Annotated in this window: 20 protein-coding genes and 1 tRNA gene; 17 read left to right on the top strand and 4 right to left on the bottom strand. The window is 65.1% G+C overall.

What is annotated here, in order from left to right:
• Positions 1 to 21 precede the first annotated feature (21 nt).
• Both ASE85_RS13175 and ASE85_RS13180 read left to right on the top strand, forming a co-directional pair.
• The gene (locus ASE85_RS13175) at positions 22 to 1,290 is read left to right on the top strand and encodes an aspartyl/asparaginyl beta-hydroxylase domain-containing protein (protein ID WP_056689096.1); all 1,269 of its coding nucleotides are present in this window, start codon (positions 22 to 24) and stop codon (positions 1,288 to 1,290) included.
• 128 nt (positions 1,291 to 1,418) lie between these two features.
• On the top strand, positions 1,419 to 1,628 hold the full coding sequence (locus ASE85_RS13180) for a hypothetical protein (RefSeq protein ID WP_443018525.1): 210 nt from the start codon (positions 1,419 to 1,421) through the stop codon (positions 1,626 to 1,628).
• 64 nt (positions 1,629 to 1,692) lie between these two features.
• Here ASE85_RS13180 and clpB read toward each other — a convergent pair whose 3' ends face one another.
• Both clpB and ASE85_RS13190 read right to left on the bottom strand, forming a co-directional pair.
• Entirely contained in the window at positions 1,693 to 4,272 is a 2,580-nt protein-coding gene (gene clpB, locus ASE85_RS13185; protein ID WP_056689103.1) for an ATP-dependent chaperone ClpB, read from the bottom strand.
• A 73-nt stretch (positions 4,273 to 4,345) separates the two neighbouring features.
• A complete protein-coding gene (locus ASE85_RS13190) occupies positions 4,346 to 6,019 on the bottom strand; it encodes a M28 family metallopeptidase (protein ID WP_056689107.1) in 1,674 nt (557 codons plus the stop codon).
• A gap of 166 nt (positions 6,020 to 6,185) precedes the next feature.
• Between ASE85_RS13190 and ASE85_RS13195 the strand changes: the two genes are divergently transcribed.
• From ASE85_RS13195 to ASE85_RS13225, 7 genes are all read left to right on the top strand, one after another.
• The gene (locus tag ASE85_RS13195) at positions 6,186 to 9,083 is read left to right on the top strand and encodes a M16 family metallopeptidase (RefSeq protein ID WP_056689110.1); all 2,898 of its coding nucleotides are present in this window, start codon (positions 6,186 to 6,188) and stop codon (positions 9,081 to 9,083) included.
• Positions 9,084 to 9,106: 23 nt separating this feature from the next.
• On the top strand, positions 9,107 to 9,409 hold the full coding sequence (locus ASE85_RS13200) for a hypothetical protein (protein ID WP_056689113.1): 303 nt from the start codon (positions 9,107 to 9,109) through the stop codon (positions 9,407 to 9,409).
• Between the two features lie 205 nt (positions 9,410 to 9,614).
• Positions 9,615 to 10,064: a MarR family winged helix-turn-helix transcriptional regulator gene (locus tag ASE85_RS13205; protein WP_056689151.1), complete on the top strand. Its 450-nt coding sequence runs from the start codon at positions 9,615 to 9,617 to the stop codon at positions 10,062 to 10,064.
• Entirely contained in the window at positions 10,061 to 12,115 is a 2,055-nt protein-coding gene (locus ASE85_RS13210) for an FUSC family protein (protein WP_056689116.1), read from the top strand. Before ASE85_RS13205 ends, ASE85_RS13210 begins: the two co-directional genes overlap by 4 nt.
• Entirely contained in the window at positions 12,112 to 12,327 is a 216-nt protein-coding gene (locus tag ASE85_RS13215; protein ID WP_056689119.1) for a DUF1656 domain-containing protein, read from the top strand. Before ASE85_RS13210 ends, ASE85_RS13215 begins: the two co-directional genes overlap by 4 nt.
• Entirely contained in the window at positions 12,324 to 13,232 is a 909-nt protein-coding gene (locus ASE85_RS13220) for an efflux RND transporter periplasmic adaptor subunit (protein WP_056689122.1), read from the top strand. Before ASE85_RS13215 ends, ASE85_RS13220 begins: the two co-directional genes overlap by 4 nt.
• Before the next feature lie 76 nt (positions 13,233 to 13,308).
• Positions 13,309 to 14,682: an efflux transporter outer membrane subunit gene (locus ASE85_RS13225; RefSeq protein WP_056689155.1), complete on the top strand. Its 1,374-nt coding sequence runs from the start codon at positions 13,309 to 13,311 to the stop codon at positions 14,680 to 14,682.
• A 158-nt stretch (positions 14,683 to 14,840) separates the two neighbouring features.
• Here the strand turns inward: ASE85_RS13225 and ASE85_RS13230 are convergent, their stop codons facing one another.
• A complete protein-coding gene (locus ASE85_RS13230; RefSeq protein ID WP_056689125.1) occupies positions 14,841 to 15,353 on the bottom strand; it encodes an outer membrane protein assembly factor BamE in 513 nt (170 codons plus the stop codon).
• Positions 15,354 to 15,533: 180 nt separating this feature from the next.
• Here ASE85_RS13230 and ASE85_RS13235 point away from each other — a divergent pair, with 180 nt between their 5' ends.
• From ASE85_RS13235 to dinB, 4 genes are read left to right on the top strand one after another with little or no spacing between them, the layout of a single operon-like run.
• Complete coding sequence (locus ASE85_RS13235; protein WP_056689159.1) at positions 15,534 to 16,058, top strand: ubiquinol-cytochrome C chaperone family protein; 525 nt, start codon at positions 15,534 to 15,536, stop codon at positions 16,056 to 16,058.
• Positions 16,059 to 16,060: 2 nt separating this feature from the next.
• Positions 16,061 to 16,585 (top strand): YceD family protein, encoded by a 525-nt coding sequence (locus ASE85_RS13240; RefSeq protein WP_056689162.1) that lies wholly within the window; start codon positions 16,061 to 16,063, stop codon positions 16,583 to 16,585.
• A 10-nt stretch (positions 16,586 to 16,595) separates the two neighbouring features.
• The gene (locus ASE85_RS13245; protein ID WP_056689128.1) at positions 16,596 to 17,102 is read left to right on the top strand and encodes a hypothetical protein; all 507 of its coding nucleotides are present in this window, start codon (positions 16,596 to 16,598) and stop codon (positions 17,100 to 17,102) included.
• Positions 17,103 to 17,143: 41 nt separating this feature from the next.
• Positions 17,144 to 18,232, top strand: coding sequence for a DNA polymerase IV (gene dinB / locus ASE85_RS13250; RefSeq protein WP_056689131.1), 1,089 nt, complete (start codon positions 17,144 to 17,146; stop codon positions 18,230 to 18,232).
• Between the two features lie 77 nt (positions 18,233 to 18,309).
• Here dinB and ASE85_RS13255 read toward each other — a convergent pair whose 3' ends face one another.
• A complete protein-coding gene (locus ASE85_RS13255; RefSeq protein ID WP_056689134.1) occupies positions 18,310 to 19,122 on the bottom strand; it encodes a DUF1134 domain-containing protein in 813 nt (270 codons plus the stop codon).
• A 235-nt stretch (positions 19,123 to 19,357) separates the two neighbouring features.
• Between ASE85_RS13255 and ASE85_RS13260 the strand changes: the two genes are divergently transcribed.
• The 4 genes from ASE85_RS13260 (at position 19,358) to ASE85_RS13275 (ending at position 22,938) form a co-directional block, all read left to right on the top strand.
• Positions 19,358 to 19,449: transfer RNA gene (locus ASE85_RS13260), tRNA-Ser, on the top strand.
• 143 nt (positions 19,450 to 19,592) lie between these two features.
• Positions 19,593 to 20,741: a tyrosine-type recombinase/integrase gene (locus ASE85_RS13265; RefSeq protein ID WP_056689138.1), complete on the top strand. Its 1,149-nt coding sequence runs from the start codon at positions 19,593 to 19,595 to the stop codon at positions 20,739 to 20,741.
• Positions 20,742 to 21,136: 395 nt separating this feature from the next.
• Positions 21,137 to 22,066, top strand: a complete 930-nt coding sequence (locus tag ASE85_RS13270; protein ID WP_056689141.1) for a nucleotidyltransferase and HEPN domain-containing protein — start codon at positions 21,137 to 21,139, stop codon at positions 22,064 to 22,066.
• A gap of 626 nt (positions 22,067 to 22,692) precedes the next feature.
• A complete protein-coding gene (locus ASE85_RS13275; RefSeq protein WP_056689144.1) occupies positions 22,693 to 22,938 on the top strand; it encodes a helix-turn-helix domain-containing protein in 246 nt (81 codons plus the stop codon).
• Positions 22,939 to 23,268: the final 330 nt, after the last annotated feature.

Consider the following 23,268-nt stretch of genomic DNA (forward strand, 5'->3'; position numbering starts at 1 on the left):
GAAAGACGGCGGGGGCGCTATATGGACGTGACGGTAGGGCGGTTGTTGCAACAGGCGGTGGAGGCCCGCCGGCAAGGGCGTGTTGCGGAGGCGGAACGCGCGCTGGGCGAAGCGCTGCGGCATCGTGCGGATGAGCCGCAGGCGCTGAACTTGCTGGGGCTGATCGCGCTCGACAAGGCAGATTTTGCAACGGCGCGGCAGCATTTCGTGGCAGCGGCGCAGGCCGATCCGGGCGAGGCGGCGCTGTGGATGAATGTCGCTTCCGCCGAGCGCGGGCTGGGCGTGGCGGAGGGCGAGCGTGCGGCGCTGTACCGGGCGATCGCGATCGACCAGCGCAACCTGATGGCGCAGATTCGCATGGCGCAACTGGAACAACGGCTGGGTCAGATGCAGCCGGCGGTCGATAGCTGGACCAAGGTGCTGTCGCTGGCGTCCGGCATGGCCGATACCCCGCCTGCGCTGGCGGACATGCTGGCGGAGGCCCGACGCTTCGTGGGTGAGCATCAGGCGCGGTTCGCCGCCTTTGTCGAGGCCGGGGTCGCGGACGAACTGGCGGCCGCCGATCCGCTGGCGCGGCGGCGGTTCCAGGCCTGTCTGGACCGCGAGTTCGGGCGGCGCGATATCTACCAGAATCACTGTTCGGGCCTGCATTATCCCTTTCTGCCGGCGGACGAGTTTTTCGACCGGGCGCATTTCCCCTGGATGGCGCGACTGGAGGCGCAGACCGATGCGATCCGTGCCGAATTTCTGGCGATGGTCGAGCGGGATGGCGGCGATATCCGCCCCTATGTGCGGCAGGATGCCGGTACGCCGGACAATAAATGGACTGCGCTGGACGGGTCGCTCGACTGGGGCGCTTCCTTTCTGTGGGAATATGGCGGGCGCAACGAGGCGGTGTGCGCCGCCTGCCCGCAGACGGTGGCGGCGCTGGAAGCGCTGCCCCGCGCCGATGTTCCCGGCAGGGCGCCGTCCGCCTTCTTCTCTCTGCTGAAGCCCAGGAGCCGGATTCCGGCGCATACCGGCGTGACCAACAGCCGGGCGATCATCCACCTGCCGTTGATCGTACCGCCGGGCTGTTTCTTTCGCGTCGGGGGCGAAACACGGGCGTGGGAAGAAGGCAAGGCCTTCGCCTTTGACGACACGATAGAGCATGAGGCCTGGAACGACAGCGATCATCTGCGGGTCGTGCTGATCTTCGACGTGTGGAATCCGCATTTGTCGCTTGAAGAGCAGCGATTATTGAAGCAATTCTATGCCACGGCCGATGCCAGCAAGACGAGAACCGTCTGAGCCGGCATCTGATCGACGGCAGAGAGCGACAACGCCTGATCCGCGCCTTCGCCTCCGTCGCGCTCCTGGGAGATCATGAAATGCGTGTTTTGAAAGCAGTCATCGCGTCGAGCCTGTTCGTTATCGCCATGCCGACGCTGGCCGAGGACAAGCCCAAGCTGGATCGCAACGATCCCAACGCCGTACGGTGCAAGCGGCTGGAGGTCACCGGATCGCTGGTGCGCAAGGAACGTATTTGCAAGACCAATGCGGAATGGCGCACCATCAGCGACCAGCAGGGTCGCGATGCCGATGACCTGATCACCCGCAGTCGGTCGGGCATGAACCCGAACGGCTGATGCGGACGGGAGCCCCGGCGCACGGGGTGTGCCGGGGCTTACTCTCAAGACGGCGAGTACGGCTTCAGGCGATGCTGAGCGCCAGCGCGCCGTCGCCGTCCTCGACCTTCACGGTCGACCCGTCCGGTACGTCGCCACGCAGGATCAGGTCGGCCAGCGGGTCTTGCAGGTAGCGCTGGACCGCACGCTTGAGCGGCCTTGCACCATAGACCGGATCATAGCCGACGCGGCCAAGCCAGGCGCGGGCGCCTTCGGTCAGGTCGAGGACGATCTTGCGGTCCTTGAGCAGCTTGCCGATGCGCGCAACCTGGATGTCCACGATCGGCGCCATGTGCGCGGCGCCCAGACGGTGGAACAGGATCACCTCATCCAACCGGTTCAGGAATTCCGGGCGGAAATGACTCCGCACGATGTCCATCACTTGCGGTTCGACCTTTTCCACCGGCTCGTCGTCGGCAAGGCCGGTGAGGAACTGGCTGCCCAGGTTCGACGTCAGCACGATGATCGTATTGGTGAAATCGACCGTGCGCCCCTGCCCGTCGGTCAGGCGGCCGTCGTCCAGCACCTGGAGCAGGATGTTGAAGACGTCGCCATGCGCCTTTTCCACCTCGTCGAACAGCACGACCTGATAGGGGCGACGGCGGACGGCTTCGGTCAGGACGCCGCCTTCCTCATAGCCGACATAGCCCGGAGGCGCGCCGATCAGGCGGGCGACCGAATGCTTCTCCATGAACTCGCTCATGTCGATGCGCACCATGGCGCTGTCGTCGTCGAACAGGAAGCCGGCGAGCGCCTTGGTCAGTTCGGTCTTGCCGACGCCGGTGGGGCCGAGGAAGAGGAAGGAGCCGAGCGGACGGTTGGGATCTTGAAGCCCCGCACGGGACCGGCGCACGGCGGTCGACACGGCTTTCACCGCGTCGGCCTGGCCGATGACGCGCTTGCCGATGGTATCTTCCATAGCCAGCAGCTTCTCGCGCTCGCCGGTCAGCATCCGTTCGACCGGGATGCCGGTCCAGCGGGCGACGACGCCGGCGATATCCTCCGCTGTCACTTCCTCGCGCAGCATCGCGCCTTCCGAGGCGGTTTCCGCTTCTGCGAGGCGCTTTTCGAGCGCGGGGATGGTGCCGTAGGAGAGTTCGCTCATCTTGGCGAGGTCGCCAGCGCGCTGGGCCTGTTCCAGTTCGAGCCGGGCGACGTCGAGCTGTTCCTTGACCTTCGCTTCGCCGGCGATCTTGTCCTTTTCCGCCTGCCAGCGGGTGGTGAGCGCGGCCGACTGCTCCTCCAGATTGGCGAGGTCTTCCTGCAAGGCATCGAGCCGGTCCGCCGATGCCTTGTCAGTCTCCTTTTTCAGCGCCTCCCGCTCGATCTTGAGCTGGATGATGCGGCGGTCGAGATTTTCGATCTCTTCCGGCTTGGACTCTACTTCCATGCGCAAGCGCGACGCGGCCTCGTCCATGAGGTCGATCGCCTTGTCGGGCAGGAAGCGGTCTGTGATGTAGCGGTTGGAGAGCGTCGCCGCGCTGACCAGCGCGCCGTCGGTGATGCGGACGCCGTGATGGAGTTCGTATTTTTCCTTCAGGCCGCGCAGGATCGAGATGGTGTCCTCGACCGTGGGTTCGCCAACGAAGACGGGCTGGAACCGGCGCTGGAGCGCGGGGTCTTTTTCGACATATTTGCGATATTCGTCGAGCGTGGTCGCGCCGATGCAATGGAGTTCGCCGCGCGCTAGGGCGGGCTTGAGCAGATTGCCGGCGTCCATCGCGCCTTCGGACTTGCCCGCGCCGATCAGCGTGTGCATTTCATCGATGAACAAGACGACATGGCCGTCGGCGGCCTTCACCTCGTCCAGCACGCCTTTCAGCCGCTCTTCGAACTCGCCGCGATATTTGGCGCCCGCGATCAGCGACCCCATGTCGAGCGCCATCAGGGTGCGGTCTTTCAGCGTATCGGGCACGTCGCCATTGGCGATACGCAGGGCAAGGCCCTCGGCGATCGCGGTCTTGCCGACGCCGGGGTCGCCGATCAGGACCGGGTTGTTCTTGGTCCGCCGCGCGAGGATCTGGATGGTGCGGCGGATTTCCTCGTCCCGGCCGATGACCGGGTCGAGCTTGCCCGCGCGCGCCGCTTCGGTCAGGTCGCGGGCGAATTTCTTGAGCGCGTCATAGCGATCCTCCGCCCCGGCGGTGTCGGCGGTGCGACCGCCGCGCAGGCTATTGATGGCGGCGTTGAGCGCTTCGGGCTTCACGCCAGCGGCGGCCAGCGCCTTGCCGGCCGTCGTGGTGGTGGCGAGGGTCAGGGCGAGCAGCAGCCGTTCGACAGTGACGAAACTGTCGCCCGCTTTCTGGGCGACCTGTTCGGCGCTGTCGAGGACGCGCACGGCGTCATTGTCGAGGCCGGGCGTCTGTTGCGCGCCGCTACCCGATACGGCGGGCACCTTGGCGAGCGCCGCATCGGTGTCGCGCAGCGCGACTTGCGCAGACCCGCCCGCCGCCGTGATGAGGCCGGACGCCATGCCCTGCTGGTCCTCCAGCAGGGCTTTCAGCAGATGTTCCGGGCCGATCCGCTGATGACTCATGCGGATCGCTACGGTTTGCGCCGACTGAAGAAAGCCCTTGGCGCGATCGGTGAATTTTTCGAGGTTCATGACATCCCCATGGATAAGATGGTGTCGATGTAGTGTTGCTCAAAAACCACACAAGGGGCGGTGCGCAATTTCCTTATCTTGTGGCCTTCTCCGCTTGCGGCGCGAAGAGGTCGCCGAAGAAATCCTTCGCGAACCAGCGCGGCGGGGCGTCGCCATCGGCCATGGCGCGAGTGATGCGATAATTGGCCTCGGCGAAGCGGGCGCCGGCGTTCCAATCGATCTTCTGCGTCATATCGTCGCCCGGATGATGATAGGCGCCACCCAGAAACTCGCCCCACGCCTTTTCGCCGCCATTGGCATAGCCGGTGGCGAGGAAGACGGCGGGGACGCCCTGCTTCACGAACATATAATGGTCCGAGCGCACGAAGATCGTCTCCTGTGGCATGGGATCCGGCGCGAGTTTTACGCCCATGGGCGCGACCGCCCTGGCCACGATCGGGCCGAGGGTCGAATGGTCGGCACCGAACGCGATGACGTCCGTGAAGGGATAGAGCAGCAAGGGCATGTCGAGATCGACATTGCCGACGATCTGCCTGACCGGGACGCTGGGATGACGGGCGAAATAGTCGGCTCCGAGCAGTCCCTTCTCCTCCGCCGTGGAAGCCAGGAAGATGATCGAGCGGCGCGGCTTGTCGGGCGATTGGGCCATGGCGCGGGCGACCTCCAACATGGTCGCGATGCCGGCACCATTGTCCAGCGCGCCATTGTTGATCCTGTCCCTGCTGCCAGATGCGTCAGCCGCATCGCCTGCTTTGGCGGGGCTGATGCCGATATGATCGAGATGGGCGGAGAGGACGACATACTCGTCCTTAAGCCTGGGATCGCTGCCGGGCAGGATGGCGACGACATTGGGGCTGGTGACGCGCTGGCTGATCGTGTCGGCCTTGATCGTCACGCTGGTCTTGAGCGCGAAGCCCCTGGGTTTGCCGCCCGCCTTGTCGGCGGTCTTGCGGATCGCGGCGATGGTCGCGGGCGCACCCGCGAACACGGCCTCCGCCGCCGGATCGTTCAGCATCGCTGACGCGCGCAGGCCGGGTGCGGCGTTGAAGGGCACGCCGTCGGGCGAAACCCAAGTGAAGTCGGGTTCGTCGGCGAACTGCACCATCCGCGCCCAAGGACGCGCCTTGGCCGACTGGAGCGTGTTGAGCGCGATCATGCCGATCGCGCCATGGGATTCGGCGATCTTGCCCTTGGTGGCGGAGAGGTGCGCGCCCTCCTCACTCGGCAACCCCTTGGGATAGCCGCGCAGGGTGACGACGATCTTTCCCTTCACGTCGAGGCCGGCATAGTCGTTGAGGCCAAGCCGCGCATTTTCAAGCCCGAAGCCGACGAAGACGAGCGGCGCCTTGACGTCGAGATGCGGCTGGTCGGCGTTGATGCCGATGATGACGTCGCCGGCATGGGTGAAGCTCTTGTCGGCGGTGGGGCCGGTAACGGTGAGGGTGGCGGGCGTCTTGCCAAATTCGGTCTTCTGGAAGGTGATGCGCTGGAGCCAGCCACCATTTTCGCCGGCGGGCTTGAGGCCGAGGCCGTCGAACTGGCTGGCGACGTAGCGGGCGGCGATCTCATGCCCTTCGCTGCCGGTGTCGCGACCTGCAAGCAGATCGTCGGCGAGGAATTCGACATGGGCGCGCATCGCGGCCGGGGTGAAGACCGGTTCGGCAGCGGCCGGCGCGGGCGATTGCGCAGGCAGGACTGCGGGAAGGAGCAGCGCGGTCATCGCTGCCAGAGCCATGGCGGTTTTCATCGGGAATAAAGTCCACTGATTGCGGGATGGTCAAGGATTTGCCCCCGGCCCCGGCCCCTGTCCAGCAATAAGCGTGTTGCGACTCTAAAACGGCTCGCTATGCTGCCCCATCCATCGCGCCGGCAGCCTGTCGGTGCGCGCAATTCCCCGTTTTCATGAGGTTCTCATGGCTGTTTCCCCGATGCCGCGCCGCCTGTCCCTGATGCTGGGCCTGTCGGTCCTTGCGCTTTCACCAGTTCTGGCGCCGATGGCGCACGCCGCCACGCCGGCCGCCGCGCCTGCGCCTGTCGCCAGCCTCGTGTCGCAGGTCGACATTCCCTATGAGCAATTCACGCTCAGGAACGGGTTGCGCGTCATCGTTCACACGGACCGCAAGGCACCGGTGGTGGCGGTGTCGATCTGGTATCATGTGGGATCGCGCTTCGAGCCGGCGGGCAAGACGGGCTTTGCCCATCTGTTCGAGCATCTGATGTTCTATGGGTCGGAAAATGCCGATGGGCCTTTCTTCGGGCGGCTGGAGGATATCGGCGCGACCGACTGGAACGGGACGACCTGGTTCGACCGGACCAATTATTTCGAGACGGTGCCGACCGGCGCGCTGGACCGGGCGCTGTTCCTGGAGTCCGACCGCATGGGCCATCTGCTGGGCGCGGTGACGCAGACCAAGCTGGATACGCAGCGCGGCGTCGTCCAGAATGAAAAGCGGATGGGCGAGAATGAGCCTTATGGGCTGGTCGAATATGCGCAACTGGACGCGATGCTGCCTGCGGGCCACCCCTATCGCCACTCCACCATCGGGTCGATGGCGGACCTGAACGCGGCGAGCCTGGCCGACGTGCAGAGCTGGTTCAAGACCCATTATGGGCCGAACAACGCCGTGCTGGTGCTGGCGGGCGATATCGACGTCGCGACCGCCAAGGCGAAGGTGGAAAAGTGGTTCGGCAATATCGCCGCTGGCCCGGCGCCCAGGGATGTGGACGCGACCGTGCCGAGCCTCGACAAGGATGTCGAGAAGCTGATGCACGACAATGTCGCGGCGACCCGCCTCTATCGCAACTGGATCGTGCCGGGCGTCAATTCCGACGAGTTGCAGCAACTGGACCTGGCGATGACGGTGTTTGGCGGGCTGGGTTCGTCGCGGCTCGACAATGTGCTGGTGCGGGACGAGAAGGTCGCGGTCAGTGTGAAGGCCAGCATCCAGCCGTTCGAGAAGCTCTCCATTGCAGAGATCACGGTGGACGTGAAGCCGGGCGCGGACCCGGTGGCGGTGGGCAAAAGGCTGGACCAGTTGCTGGCCGACTATCTGGCCAAGGGGCCGAGCGCCGACGAAGTGCTGCGCGCCGCGACCCAGCAGGCCGCCGGCACGATTTCGGGGTTGGAGAAAGTCGGCGGCTTTTCGGGCAAGGCGGTGACGCTGGCCGAGGGCGCGGTCTATTCCAACGATCCGGCCAAATATAAGAAAGATCTGGCCGTCTATGCCGGGGCGACGCCGGAGACGGTGAGCGCGGCCGCGCGCAAATGGCTGGGGCGGCCGGTGCTGCGCCTGACCGTGGCGCCGGGCGAGCGCTCGGCTGCGGACAATGCGCTGGCAGGGAACGCGACGGCCGAAAATGCGAAGACCGGTGGCGCTGGCCACAAGCCCGCCTTCTTTCGCAATCCCGATGCCGCCGCGCCGGTCGCGGCGACTGCGCCTGCCCCGACCAAGATCGCCGAGCCGCCGATCGAGCCGGTCAAGGATCTGGACTTTCCCGATGTCGAACATGCGACGCTGAAGAACGGCATCAAGGTCGCGCTGGCGCGGCGGACCACGGTGCCGACGGTGCGGGTGTCGGTCGCGTTCGACGCGGGCAATGCTGCGGACGACAAGGCGAAACTCGGCACGGCAGGCCTGACCGCCGCGCTGCTGGACGAAGGCACGAAGACCCGGTCGTCGGTGCAGATCGCCGAGGAGCAGGAAAGGCTGGGCGCGTCGATCAGCGCGGGCAACAGCATGGACCGGACGACCGTCGGCCTGTTCGCACTCAAGCCCAATCTGGACGCCTCGCTGGGCCTGCTGGCCGATGTGATCCGCAATCCGGCCTTTGCGCCGGCCGAGGTGGAGCGGCTGCGTGGGCAGGTGCTGACCGGCATCCAGGCGGAAAAGACGTCGCCCATGTCGATCGCCCAGCGCATGTTGCCGCCGCTCCTGTACGGGCAGGCCCATCCCTATGGCATCCCGTTCACCGGGTCCGGCACGGAAAGCGGCGTCAAGGCCGTGACGCGGGCGGACCTGACGGCCTTCCACGACGCCTGGCTGCGGCCCGATAATGCGACCATCTTCGTCGCGGGGGACACGACGCTGGCGGAGCTGATGCCGCTGCTGGAAAAGCGGTTCGGCGACTGGAAGGCGCCCAGCACGGCGAAGGGCGTCAAGACGTTCCGCATGGACAAGATGATGCGCCCGGCCAGGATCGTGCTGATCGACAAGCCGCAAAGCCCGCAGTCGATGATCCTGGCGGGGCTGTTGACCAACAAGTCCGGGACCGACAATCCGGTGACGTTGCAGACGGCCAACGAAGTGCTGGGCGGTGCGACATCCTCGCGCTTGTGGATGGATTTGCGCGAAACGAAGGGCTGGGCCTATGGCGTGGGGACGGCGCTTTCGGGCGTGAAGGAAACCATCCCCCTGCTGGTCTATGCCCCGGTGCAGACCGACAAGACCGGCGAATCCATCCAGGCGATCCGCAAGGATATGACCGAGTTTCTGACCAGCAAGGGAACGACGGAAACGGAACGCAACCAGACGATCAACAGCCAGATCCTGTCGCTGCCGGGCAGTTTCGAGACGTCGTCGGACCTGCTCTCTGCCATGATGCGCAATGCGCTGATCGGCCGGCCCGACGATTATTATGAGACGCTGCCCAAGACCTATCGCGCCATGACCGCCGCCGACATGGACAAGGCCGCGCGCGAGGCGATCAACCCCGACCGGCTGATCTGGGTCGTGGTGGGCGACGCGAAGCTGGTGAAGCCGCAGCTTGACGCGGTGGGCCTGCCGGTCGAAATGGGCACTCTCGCAGACTGACGCTAACGTAAAGGAGACTGGATATGGCAAGTGTCGATGGCGCTTATGATTGCGTGGCCAAGACGCCGATGGGCGACCAGAAGGGCGTGTTCACCGTCGTCAGCAGCGGCGACCGCTTCAACGGCACCTTTGCCGGGATGATGGGATCGCTGGACGTGGTCGACGGCAAGGTCGATGGCGGCAAGCTGACATGGAAGATGGAAATGACCATGCCGATGCCGATGACGCTGGAGTGCGAGGCCGAAGTGACCGGTGACGCCATCGTCGGCACGATGCAGTTGGGCGCGTTCGGCGCGTCGGCGTTCAACGGGACGCGCCGGGCCTGATCCGGCCATCCGGCAGAGGCTGGATCGACAGGACTAGAGCGCGCTGCGTTAAATCCGACGCAGGTTGCGCGCTCTAGTTCTTTGTTTTCGCATCGTTTTAAGCGAAAAACCGGTGCCCACTTTTTCGCACGATGCTCTAAGTGCGACAACGAGTGAGACAGTCATAATTCCTTGACAAATTTCATTAGTTAGCTATCTAATGAATATGCCTTTATCGGAACCCAAACGTGCGCTGGCGCACAAGATGGCGCCTGTCGCCCGCGCCTGGCGGCAACTGGCCGACAGCATGCTGGCGGAATTCGGCGTGTCGAACAGCACCGCCTGGTGCCTGATCCATATCGACCGGCTGGGCGGCGAAGTACGCCAGAGCGAACTGGCCGAATCGCTGGACATCGCCCAGCCTTCGCTGGTGCGGACGCTGGACCAGGTGCAGGCGGGCGGGCTGGTGCAGCGCACCCCCCATCCCGACGACAAACGATCCAACATCATCAGCCTGACCCCGACGGGACAGGAACTGGTCGGCCGGATCGAAGGCAAGCTGGATGCGTTGCGCGTCGAGTTGCTGACCGACGTGCCCGAACAGGCGATCGAGGTCGCGGTGTGGTTGCTGGACCTGTTGAGTTTGCGCATCGCGGAGAAGCGGAGCGCGCTATGATCGGCGAACGGTTCGGGATGCCGGCGGCGCTCTTTTCCCTCAAATGCCTGGCAGCGGCGATGCTCGCCCTGTTCGTGGCCTACAGCATCGGGCTGGAGCGGCCCTATTGGGCGTTCCTGACCAGCTATATGGTCGCCCAGCCCATGGCCGGCGCGGTGATTTCCAAGGCGGTGTTCCGTGCGATCGGTACGCTGGTCGGCGCGGTCTTTGCCGTGGCGATCGTGCCGCCGCTGGTCAATGCGCCCGAATTGCTGGTGCTGGCCATGGCATCATGGCTGGGCCTGTGCGTGTTCGTATCGCTGCTCGACCGCACGCCGCGATCCTATATGTTCGTACTGGCGGGCTATACCGCCTGCCTGATCGTCTTCCCCGACGTAGACACGCCGCAGACCATCTTCACCATCGCCGCGTTGCGGGTGCAGGAGATTCTGATCGGTATCGCCTGTGGCAGCCTGATCCATGGCGTCATAATGCCCGGTTCCATCACCGGCCTGTTGCTGGCGCGGGTGGACGCGATGCTGCGCGATGCCGAACGCTGGTCGCGCGACGCGATCGCGACCGAGCCGGTCGAGGGGCTGGATGCCGAACGGCGCCGGATGGCGCAGGACGTCACCGAACTGCACCAGATGTCGATCCACCTGCCGTTCGACATCAGCCGGCTGGCGCCGCGCGTACGGACCGTCCGCGCCTTGCAGGATCAACTGTCGATGCTGTTGCCGCTGGGCGCAGCGGCGGAGGACAGGCTGGCGCAGCTTAAGGCGGCCAATGGCGGCATGGTGCCGCGCCAGGTCGAGGCGCTGATCGCCGATGTCCGGTCGTGGCTGGACACGCCGGCCCCGGACAATGTCGTGCGCGCCGAGCGGGCGCAGGCGCTGATCGACCGCTGCACCGCACTGGAACCGGAGGCCACGGCCGACATGGGCTGGGCCGACATGATGCGGCTGAGCCTCTACGCACGGCTGGCGACGATGATCGCGGTGCATCGCGATTGCCGCGACCTGTATGACCAGATGGTGACGCACAGCCGTGCCGCCGTGACGCCACGGGTGGCGCAGTTGCTGGAAGGCCGGCGCAACCGTGAACTGCATCGCGACTATGCCAGCGCCGCGCGGGGCGCTTTCAGCGCGTTCATGACGATTACGCTGGGCTGCGCCATCTGGATCTTGAGCGGGTGGAAGGATGGCGGCACGGCAGTGATGCTGGCCGGCGTGTTCCTGGCGCTGTTCGCGGCGGTCGACAATCCGCTGGCGCCCTTGAAGGGCTTCATGATCGGGACGGTCGCCGCCTCCGCCCTGGGCGCCGTCTATGGCTTTGCGATCATGCCGCGCCTGGACGGCTTTGCGCAACTGGCGCTGGCCTATTCCCCGCCGCTGCTGATACTGGGTGCGATGATGGCTTCGCCGCGCTGGATGGGGATCGCGCTGCCCACCTTGCTGGGGCTGGGCAGCCCGGTGCTGCTGTCGGACCATTATGTGAACGCCTTCGCCAGCTATGCCAATGGCGCGGTGGCGCAGATCGTGGGCATCTGGTTCGCGATCCTGATGGCCGGGCTGTTGCAGTCGGCGGGCGTCGAGCGCGCGATTCGCCGGACGCTGCGGGCGGGATGGGCCGACATCGCCAATCGCGCCACCCTGATGAGCCCGCCCGATGTGCGGGGATGGATCAATCGCATGCTCGACCGGATCGCCCTGCTCGCCCCGCGCCTCGCCGCCACCCGCGCCGACAGCGGCAAGCCGCTGTACGATGCGCTGCGCGACCTGCGCACCGGGGTCGCGATCGGCGAGCTGCGCCAGCTCCGGCTCGACCTGCCGACGCAGGAAGGCGCGCCGCTGGCCGCCGTGCTGGGCGGGGTCAGCCGCCATTATCGCGGGCTGGACCCCGATGCGCCGGCACCGGCCGATCCGGCGCTGTTGCAGGATATCGACAGCGCGATCGCCGACCTGTCCGCCAATCCGCGCCTGGTCGTCCGCCGGGACAGCGTGCTGGGGCTGGTCAGCCTGCGCCGCAACCTGTTCCCCGACGCGGACGCCTATGGGAGGATCGCGGCATGACCGGTGAAATCGCCCTGGGCGGGATCTATGTCCCCACGCTGCTGCTGCTGGGTCTGGTCGCGCTGATCCTGTGCTGGGGCCTGACCCGGCTGATCGGCGCGTTCGGCCTGTACCGCTTTCTCGCCTATCGCGCGGCGGTGGACCTGTCCCTCTTCATCCTGTTGCTGGGCGGCCTCGCCCTGCTCGTCCCCACCCTTGGAATCCGACTATGAACCGCCTTTCGTCTACGCTGATCCGCAGCGCCGCCACCATCATCCTCGTCATCGCCGCGGCGCTGGTCGCGATATGGCTGTGGAATCATTATGAGCGCAGCCCCTGGACCCGTGACGGGCGGGTGCGGGCCGATGTGGTGCGGGTGACGCCCGACATCAGCGGGCTGGTGACGTCGGTGGCGGTGCGGGACAACCAGACGGTGAAGGCCGGCGACCTGCTGTTCGTGATCGACACGCCGCGCTATTCCATGGCGCTGGAGGAGGCCGGCGCCCGCATCGCCAGCGCGCAGGCGACGCTGGCTCAGGCCCGGCGGGAAGCGCGGCGCGACAGGGCGCTGGGCGATCTGGTCGCCGCCGAAACGCATGAGCAGAATCTGGCCAGGGTGGAAACGGCGCAGGCCGCGCTGACCGAGGCGATGAGCAGCCGCGATGCCGCCGCCCTCAACCTGAAGCGGACGAAGGTGCTGGCGTCGGTCAATGGCGTGGTCACCAATCTGGACCTGCATCCGGGCGACTATGTCGGCGCGGGCAGCCAGGCGCTGGCCCTGATCGACAGCGATTCGGTGCGGGTGGAAGGCTATTTCGAGGAAACCAAGCTGGGGCTGATCTGCATCGGCGCGCCGGTGACGGTGCGGCTGATGGGCGAGTCGCAGGATGTGCATGGGCGGGTGGAGAGCATCGCCTTTGGCATCAGCGACGACAGCCGCAGCAACAGCGGCAATTTGCTCCCCGCAGTCGAGCCGACCTTTAGCTGGGTACGGCTGGCGCAGCGTATCCCGGTGCGGGTCAGAATCGAGAAGGTGCCGGCGGGGCTGCGGCTGATTTCGGGGCGGACTGCGACGGTGACGGTGCAGCCGGCGCAGAAGGACAAGGATGGCAAGCCGGGGGATTGCCGCCATGCGTGAGGCGGAGCGCAAGACCGGCGTGCTTCGACAGGCTCGGCACGAACGGCGGTGGGGGGCCGGAATCGGCACGTCGCTGCTGGCCTTGGCGCTGACCGCCTGTGCGACGGCCGGGCCGGACTATCGGCCGCCCGAACAGTCCGTCGCCACCGCACCGGGGGCGACGGGCGCCTTTCATTCGGCGCAGGACGGATTGTTCGCGCAGGCCGAGTTGCCCGACCATTGGTGGAAGCTTTATGCCGATCCCCAACTGGACAGTCTGATCGAACAGGCGCTGGCGGCCAATACCGACATGCGGCAGGCGGACGCCAATCTGGCCCAGGCGCAGGCGGTGCTGCGCGAGGCGGAAGCGGGGCGGACGATCAGCACCAGCATCAGCGGTGGCGAGACTTTGTCGCGGCCGTCGGGCGTGACCCAGCATCTGCCGGGCACGATCGCCTATGATCTGGGCCTGTCGGCCTCCTACCCGCTGGACCTGAATGGCCGGATCAGGCGCGCGATCGAGGCCAGCAACGCCGATGTCGAGGCGAGCGCGGCGGCGCGCGATTATGTGCGGGTCAGCGTGGCGGCGGCGACGGCCAAGGCCTATGCGCAGGTATGTGCGGCCAATTACAGCCTGGGCGTCAACCGCAAGGTGGTGGCGTTGCAGCGCGACACCGCCAGCGCCACGCGGCGGCTGGCCAAGGGTGGGCGCGGCACGGCGTTCGACGTCAGCCGGGCGCAGGCCGCAGTGGACAGCAGCGCGGCCGCCCTGCCGGCGTTCGAGGCGCAGCGGCAGAATGGGCTGTATCTGCTGGCGACGTTGATGGGGCGGCCGCCCGCCGATTATCCCCGTGAGGTGGAAAGTTGCGCCGCGCTACCGACGCTGGATGCGCCGCTGCCGGTGGGCGATGGCGCGGCATTGATCCGGCGGCGACCCGACATCAGGCAGGCCGAGCGCGCGATTGCCGGCGATACGGCGCGGCTGGGCGTGGCGACGGCTGATCTGTATCCGCAGGTCAGCATCGGCGGATCGGTGGGTCTGTCCGGCCCGCTCAAGGATTTCGGATCGGGTTCGGCCTTTGGCTTCAGCCTGGGGCCGCTGATAAGCTGGAGCTTCCCCAACCGGCCGGTGGTGCGGGCGCGGATCGCGCAGGCGGAAGCGCGTGTGCAGGGCGATCTGGCCGGGTTCGACGGGACGGTGCTGGAGGCGCTGCGCCAGACCGAGACGGCGCTGGAAACCTATCGCCGCGATGCCGAGCGGGCGGCGGCGCTGGACCGGGCGCGGGACGGCGCGGCACTCTCCGCCGCTCAGGCCGGCAAGCTGTTCCGCTTTGGCCGGGGCGATTTCCTGTCGCTGCTGGATGCGCAGCGCAGTCTGGCCAGTGCGGAGGTCAGCGCGGCCACCGCGCGGACGCAACTGGTGCAGGACCAGATTGCGCTGTTCCTGGCGCTGGGCGGTGGCTGGAACTGAGTCCGGCTGATCGTAAGACGGGTGGTCCGTTCGGGCTGAGCGCCTGATTTCGTCTTTGGAGCGCGCTGCGTTAAATCCGATGCAGGTCGCGCGCTCCAGTTTTTTGTTTTCGCATCGTTTCAAGCGAAAAACCGGTCCCCACTTTTCCGCAGGATGCTCTAGCTGCCGTTGGGGCCGCCGCCATTCGGGCCGGCGCCACCGCCGCCCATGCCGCCGGCGCCGACCGCGCCGATATTGCCGAAAATCTCGTCGAACAGGCTGCGGTTGCGGCCCAGCGTCGGGGTCTTGTCGCCCATGGGCGAGATATGCGCGACCTGCTCCAGGCCCATCCGGTCGATGGCGGTCACATTGCCCGCCGGATCGAAGCGGACGTGCAGCACCGTCTGGTCCGCGGCCTTGGGATTGGAGAAAGCCAGCGCGCGCATGTCACGCGACACATAATACCAGTCCTGCTCGCCGAATTGCGAGACGAAGCTGGGACGACCCAGCGTTCCTTCCACCGAGGCGCGATTGTCGATGCCCGGCTGAACCGAGTCGACCAGCAGTTTGTCGACCGAATAGCCCTGATGCGTGCGGATGCGGGTGCAGCCCGATGCGCCCAGCACCAAGGCGCTGAGGCCGACAGCGAGCAGGATACGCCCGCTTGACGAGTGACGGCTGAACTGACGCATGAACTTCTCCTGCGGGAACTGGCCCCGCGAACCTTCAAGAAACCTGATGCCGCCATTGCATTGGCCGACGCAGCGATCAATATGGAAATGCGCAAGCCCCGGCAAGGGGCGCAAAATATCGGACGGCGCACGATGGCCCGATCCGTCTATGAAACTTCGTCTATGAAAAGCTGTGGTGCCATGTCTGCCTCCCCCTCCTTCCTCCAGCGCCTGTTTGGGCGCACCGATCCCAAGGAGGGGCTGCGGCCGCTCTATAACGCCGTGATCCGGGAGGGACGGCAGCCGCACTGGTATCTGGACGGGGCCGTGCCCGATACGCTGGACGGGCGGTTCGACATGATCGTCGCGATCCTGGCGCAGATATTGATGCGGCTGGAGCAGCAGGAAGGCGCGCAGGACAGCGTGTGGCTGACCGAATTGTTCGTGGACGACATGGACGGGCAGTTGCGGCAGGAGGGCGTGGGTGATGTCGTGGTCGGCAAGCATGTCGGCCGGATGATGAGCGCGCTGGGCGGGCGGATCAGCGCCTATCGCGCGGCGCTTACCGGCGAAGCGGACCTGACCGAGGCGTTGCGGCGCAACCTGTATCGCGGCGCCGATGTGAGCGATGCGGCGCTGGCGCATGTCGAGGGCGCATTGCGGGCGCGCTGGACGCGGCTGGGCTGCCTGTCGCACGACGCGCTGCTGACCGGAGATTTAGGATGAGCATGATACCGACACCGGAATTTTCCCGTACCCACAAGGTCGACGCGATCGCGCGGCTGCCCGCGAGCATGCAGATCGCGGCGGACGCTGAAGAGCGGGCGGCGCTGGCGAAGCGGTTCGGGCTGGCGGCGCTGGACCGGCTGGAAGCGGATTATGGATTGGCCGTCGAGGATGGCGCCATCACCGCGCGCGGGCGGGTGCGGGCGGCGCTGGCCCAGCCCTGCGTCGCGACCGGCGTGCCGGTGCCGGAGACGATCGACAGCGATTTCGTGCTGCGTTTCGTGGTGGAGAGCGAGACGGCGCAGGAAGGCGACGAACTGGAACTGGACGCGGAGGATTGCGACACGATCGGCTATGACGGCCATGTCATCGACATGGGCGAGGCGGTGGCCGAGACGATGGCGCTGGCGATGGAACCCTTCCCCCGCGCGCCGGACGCCGACGTCTATCTCAAGGAAGCGGGCGTGCTGAGCGAGGAGCAGGCGAGTCCGTTCGCGGCGCTGCTGGGCCTCAAGGACAAGGCATAGGAGGCAGCCCATGTTCGCCGCGTTGATGCTGGTCGCTGCCGGGGCGCCGATGATCGGCGAGGATGTCGCGCGGGCGCAATGGGACATGGCCGAGAATCGGGCGCAATGCGCGCCGTTGGCGCTGCTGTCGGACGGCGGGGCGAAGGGCAAGGCGCGAGCGGCGCAATTTGGTGGCGGCTGGGCGGTGGCGTTCGACCTGCCGGGGATGCGCAGCGCCTATGGCTTTGCCGGGCCGGGCGTCATCGGGATGGATGGAGCGGCGGAGGCGGCGCAGCGGGCGCGGCTGACGAAGCAATGGCCGCATAGCCGTGACCTGCCCGCCCTGCCCGGCCCCGCTTTTGCCGGCTATGGGCTGGTCGGCGCGCAGCCCTATCCGGCGGACAACGCGCAGGGCAAGGGACTCGAATCGCTGGCCTATATGCGCGTCGCGGGTCAGGGCTGCACCTATAATGTGTGGAGCCGGATCAGCCGGGCGCATCTGGAAACATTGCTGGACAATCTGCGTTTGCAGGACTGACATGTTTCCCTTTCGTTCCCGGCTGTGGCATAGGGACGGGCATGGACGCGCCGCCGCCAGCCGACCGCAAGATCATCCATGTGGACATGGACGCCTTCTATGCGTCGGTGGAGCAGCGCGACGATCCGTCGCTGCGCGGCCTGCCGGTCGCGGTGGGCGGGGGCGGGCCGCGCGGGGTGGTGGCGACATGCAGCTATGAAGCGCGCAAGTTCGGTGTGCGATCGGCCATGCCGGGTGCGCGGGCGCGGCGGCTGTGCCCCGACCTGATCTTCGTCCCGCCGCGATTCGACGTCTATCGCGCGGTGTCGGGGCAGGTGCGGGAGATTTTCAGCCGCTTCACCGACATGATCCAGCCGTTGTCGCTGGACGAAGCCTATCTGGACGTGACGGTGAACAAGCCGGGCATCGCGTCGGCGACCCAGATAGCCGAAGAGATTCGGCGGATGATCCGCGCGGAGACGGGGCTGACCGCGTCGGCCGGCGTGTCCTATAACAAGCTGATCGCCAAGCTGGCGTCGGACCAGAACAAGCCCGACGGCGTGTGCGTGGTGCGGCCGAGCGAGGGACCGGCCTTCATCGCGGCGATGCCGGTGCGGCGCATCCATGGCGTAGGGCCGGTGACGGCGCAGCGGATGCAGGCATTGGGGATCGAGACGGGCGCCGATCTGCGCGACCGGGACATGGGCTTCCTCCAGAATCATTTCGGCAGCGCGGCGGACTATTATTATCGCGCGGCGCGGGGGCAGGACGACCGTCCGGTGCGCGAGCGCGAGGGCCGCAAGTCGGTGAGCGTCGAGGATACCTTCTTCGACGACCTGAGCGAGGAAGCGGCGCTGGTGGCGGAGATCGAGCGAATCGCCGCATCGCTCTGGACCCGGATCGAGAAGGCCGGGGCCTGGGGCCGGACCGTGGTGCTGAAGGTGAAGTTCGCCGATTTCCGCATCATCACGCGGTCGCGCAGCTTTTCAACGCCGGTGCGGTCGCCGGAATTGCTGGCGCAGGCAGGGCGGGACTTGCTGCTGGCGCAACTGCCGCTGCGCATGGGGGCGCGGCTGCTGGGGCTGGGCGTGCATAATCTGGAGGGGGAGGAAGAAGCGGAACGGGGGGAGCAACTGGCGCTGGGGTTGTGACCCTTTCAATTTTGCGCCGTACCCACCTCGCTGCGGCTTGCTGTCCCCCTCCCGCGTGCGGGAGGGGGTAATTCAGGTCAGAAGGGCAACCAGTTCCGCTTTTCGGTGAATTTCATATAGCCCGCGTTGACGCCGAGGCGATACCCCACGCCAAGGCGGATCGGGATCAGCACGACATTGCCCCAGCGCAGATAGGAGGCAGTGAAGCCGCCGACCAGATAGGCCGTCCCCTCCGCTGCGGGGAAGCGATGGTAGAGATCCTGCGTGTCGTACAGATTATAGACGAGAACGAAGGTGTTGGCTGCGTTCCCGCCGACGTCGAAGCCGATCGACGGGCCGGTCCAGTAGACCTCCCGCTTGCCCTCCACCTTGTGGTTGAGCGTGCCGGAGCCATAGCGCAGGCCGACCACGAAGGCGCCCGACGCCTCACGCCCGGAAATATAGGCGTTGGGACGGCCCTGGTCCTTCAGAACCTTCTCGATGAGGCCGGCCAACCCTTCGGCGCCCTTGCCGAACACACCTTCGGCCGCGCCGATCAGATCATCTTCCTGATAGGAGTCGCCCGGCGGGAGGGCAGCCGGCGGCGAGTTGGTCGTTACCGGGGCGCCGGTGGCGGTGTTGCCGCCATTGCTGACGGGCGGCGCGCCGGCATCCAGATTGGGCTGATAGGGGGTCGTGCCCTGATCCACGCCGGGGTCGACGCCGGGATCGGTAGGATTGGTGTTGGTCGGCGGCGGCGGCGCGAGGTCGGAATCGATCGCGCTGTTGGGGTCGATCGTGCGGACCTGTGCCGAGGCGGCCAGCGGCGTCAGCGCCATGCCTGCCAGTGCGGCGACCAGCGCGGTCGCCCGCGCGATGCGGCCGCCCATCTGCCCGTTGATGCCGATCATGCCCGATACTCCCCGAAAAGCGCGCGTCATAGCCATATACTAGCCCAAATGAAGGCATTGCGACCAGCAAGCTGAAACGACAATGAACGAACGGCGACCCGAGTCGATTCCGCGCCGGAACGAAAATCGCCGACCGCGCGAAAATTCGTGATCGTGCCCGTTGCCATGCAGCAAAGCCATCGCTATAGCCCCTCCCCAGCCATTGTCCCCCTGCGAAGGTGGACAAATTTCGTGCGGAGACGTGGGTGAGTGGCTGAAACCAGCGGTTTGCTAAACCGTCGTGGCCTTAAGGGGCCACCGAGGGTTCGAATCCCTCCGTCTCCGCCATTTCTTTGTTTTCCTACATCCCCAGCGAACCGAAAAAGCCCAGTGTTTCCGGGCCTTTCGGGCTGATTCGCGTCCCACCTCATCCCCTCGCATCTGTCGGTGACCGATTTGGCGTGTGGTAAAAAGCGTGGGAGAATATCGGCATGGGAAAGCTCTCAGTAACAGGTGTGAAGGCAGCAAAGCGACCGGGCCGCTTCGGTGATGGCGATGGCCTGTTTCTCGTGGTCGGCGCGACCGGCTCCAAAAGCTGGGTGTGCCGCGTCCAGAAGCATGGCCGCAGGCGCGACATCGGATTGGGCAGCGCATCGAAGGTCACGCTGTCCGTCGCCCGCGATCGGGCGCGCGAGGTGAGGACCTGGGTGGAGCTTGGCCTCGACCCTGTGTTCGAGAAGCGTAAGGCGGGCGGCATCCCGACATTCAGGGAGGCGACGGCCAAGGTCTATGCGGCCAATCGCAAGACCTGGCGCAACGAAAAGCATGAGGGGCAATGGTTGCGAACGCTGGAGGCCTTCGCCTTTCCGATCATTGGCGATATCCGGGTTTCGGAGATCACCGGCCCGATGATCCGCAACGTCCTAGCCGAAATCTGGCTGACCAAGCCGGAAACGGCGCGCAGGGTGCGCCAACGCATCGGCGCGGTCCTCGATTGGGCCTTTGCGTCGGGCTATCGCGAAACCGAAGCGCCGATGCGGTCCATCACCAAGGGGCTTCCGCGCCAACCCAAGAAGGACGGGCATTTTGCGGCCATGCCCTATGCCGATGTGGCAGCCTTCATGGTCAGGCTGCGCGAGCGAGAGTCGTTCAGTCGCCTTGCCTTGCAGTTTGCCATCCTGACCGCTGCACGCTCCGGCGAGGTGCGCGGCGCGGCATGGACCGAGATCGACGTCGAGAACGCCCTGTGGACCATCCCCAAGGAGCGGATGAAGGCGCAGCGCGAGCATGTCATCCCGCTGTCGAGACCGGCAATCCGCATCATCGAGCGTTGCCGTGAGCTTCGGACCCGTGAATGCCCCCTGATCTTCCCCGGCATGAAAGGGGACAAACCGCTCTCCGACATGACCCTGACGAAGCTGCTGCGCGAAATGAAGCAGCCTTATACCGCCCACGGCTTCCGTTCCGCCTTTCGCGATTGGGCCAGCGAAGAGACGGACGTGCAGGGCGAGGTCGCAGAGGCAGCGCTGGCGCATATGGTCAGGGACAAGACCGAAGCTGCCTATCGCCGTGGCAGCCTGCTGGAGAAGCGCCGCAAGCTGATGGACGACTGGTCCATCTACTGCACCACGATCAAGTGAGGGCGCTGCCATGGGCAACACCATCAGGCAGGTTGGAGGCGTTTGCCCCCTTCCAATTCCATGCCCCGCAATCGGCACATTTTCATGTCCTTCGATGCCGTCAAAAACGGAGAGCAGACAGGGGAAAAACTCGGCCTATCGGGAACGCCAAAACTCGGCCTATCAGGAACGCAAAACTCGGCCTATCGGGAACCGAAAATGGCCTTAACCTCATGAAGTTGAACTCTGAATCCGGCCCTTAACAATGCTAATACCAGAATCCTCCGGATTCTTGCTAACCCGGCGCGGCCGGATCGCGGCGGCGTCCGGCTTTTTGGACGAGCGCCGCCCCCGCTATCCGGGTGGCCTTTCTAAACCGGGTGCATGGCGACATCCGACTTGCTAGGTGGTTATCAATGCGTACCGAACTCGATCATTTGCCAGCCAACAAGCAGCGCGAGCTTGAGCGCTTGGTGCAGATCATCTTCGAGGAATTCGAGGACAGCCTGTCGCTGGCCCGACATGAGTGGAAGAAGAAGGGCCGCATCCAGAAGGTCATCCTCTACGGCTCCTACGCGCGCGGCGGTTGGGTAGATGAACCGCATACGGCAAAGGGCTACCAGTCGGACTATGATCTCCTGATCATCGTCAACGACAAGCGTCTGACCGATCGGGTGACATATTGGGCGAAGCTCGAAGCGCGCCTCTATGCCGAACAGACGATCACCAAGGCGATCCGGACGCCGATCAATTTCATCATCCACACCCTTCAGGAGGTGAATGATGGCCTGGCGCATGGCCGGTATTTCTTCATGGACGTCGCCAGGGACGGCATCGCGCTCTACGAAAGCGATGACACCGAACTGCACCAGCCTAAGCCGAAAACGCCCGCTCAGGCGCTAGCGATAGCGCAAGAGTATTTTGACGAGTGGATGCCAAGCGCGTCAGGGATGTTAGAAACAGCGAAGTTCAGCGCCAACCAAGGCCGCCTCAAGGACGCAGCCTTTTTGATGCACCAATCGACGGAGCGGCTGTACCATTGCGCGCTGTTGGTCTGCACCTTCTACACCCCCCATGTGCATAATCTCGGCTTCCTGAGGCGACAGGCCGAACTGATCGACCGTCGCCTTGTTCATGTTTGGCCGCAGGATTCACGGCAGGATCGCGCGTTGTTCGACAAGCTCAAGGAAGCCTACGTCAAGGCGCGCTATTCCAAGCATTACCGCATCACGAAAGAACAGCTGGATTGGCTTGGCGTGCAGATTGAGGAACTTGGCCGCGTCGTCCTGGCTGTATGTTCGGAACGGCTCGCAGAGTTGAATGCTGCCGTCAAACAGGCAGGCTGATCGACCGGCAGTTGCGCATCGAACGGGCTGACTCTCTCACAGAGCCAGCCCGTTCTGACGAGCAGATTGCCCAACTTCTGGTCGCTGTCATATGCGCTATCGCTGCCGGTTTGCGATGTCCACCGTATCGCTGAAACGATGGGAAGGCCAACCTCCCTTGGGCTATTTGGTGGCCCCTTCCGGTTGGCCTTCTCACCAAGGTCGGGGTCAAAATGGTGACGCAAGATGTTGATTTTTGAGAGTTTTAAGGGATGGCGAGATAAAAGGCCCGCCGTCGGCTGTGGGCTATGTGGTTGGTTTAGTTGCTGTATTTGAGCCGTCACCGATGAGGCCCAGCCGTCGCCTGCCGCCAATTCTCTAATGATTTCAACGATTCTGCCGCTGGCAGCCCTCTCTAAACCGCAGTGCTGACGCCGCGTCAGGAGGGAACACCGCAACACCCATGCAAAACCGATGGAATCCACGAGAACCCGACCTGCTTGCCTATGAGCGTAGAATGACAGGCTGTGGCGTAGAAACGTCATGTAGCGCCCACCTGCCGCGTCACCGATAATCAGCGACGGTGGCGGGCTGGCCGTTTCTCCCCTGCGGACTGGTTCGTCACCACCATCACCAAGGAGCATTGCATGGCCCAGCGCACAGCCTTCCAAAATTTGGACGTAGAGCAGCCAGGCAGCAAGGTTGAACCCATATGCCTACGCGTTCCCGACGCGTGCCGTTTCATCGGCGTCAGCCGCAGCACGCTTTATGTGCTGATCGCAGATCGAGAGGTTGAGGTGGTGAAGCTGGGTAGTTCGACACTGGTCCTGGTCGACAGCTTGCGCCGGTTGATCGAAGCGCGCAGGTTACAATCTGCAGGAACAATCAATTGAGCGGTTCGGACAGTGCTTCCGAAGATGCACGTCATGCGCAGTCGGACCAGATTCTTTGTGCCCTCCTCGCCTCAACCGTTGCTCGAATTCCAATGTGGATAAGACGGGATCTGGCGGCATCAGATGCGGGCCTTCGGCAAAGAGCCGAAGATGCAGTTGCAGCCCGGATCAAGGCAGCATTATCAACAAACATTGAGGCCTGAATCACGTTTTGTGTTTGCGGCTATTGGAACACCGCGTAATTGATGTAGCCACCCTCCTGTATGGTACGAAGTCGCATGAACGCTTCAATGCAGGAGGGTGACCATGTCGATCTACGCAGGACTGGAT

This window comes from Sphingobium sp. Leaf26 (assembly GCF_001421665.1).
Lineage (GTDB): Bacteria > Pseudomonadota > Alphaproteobacteria > Sphingomonadales > Sphingomonadaceae > Sphingobium.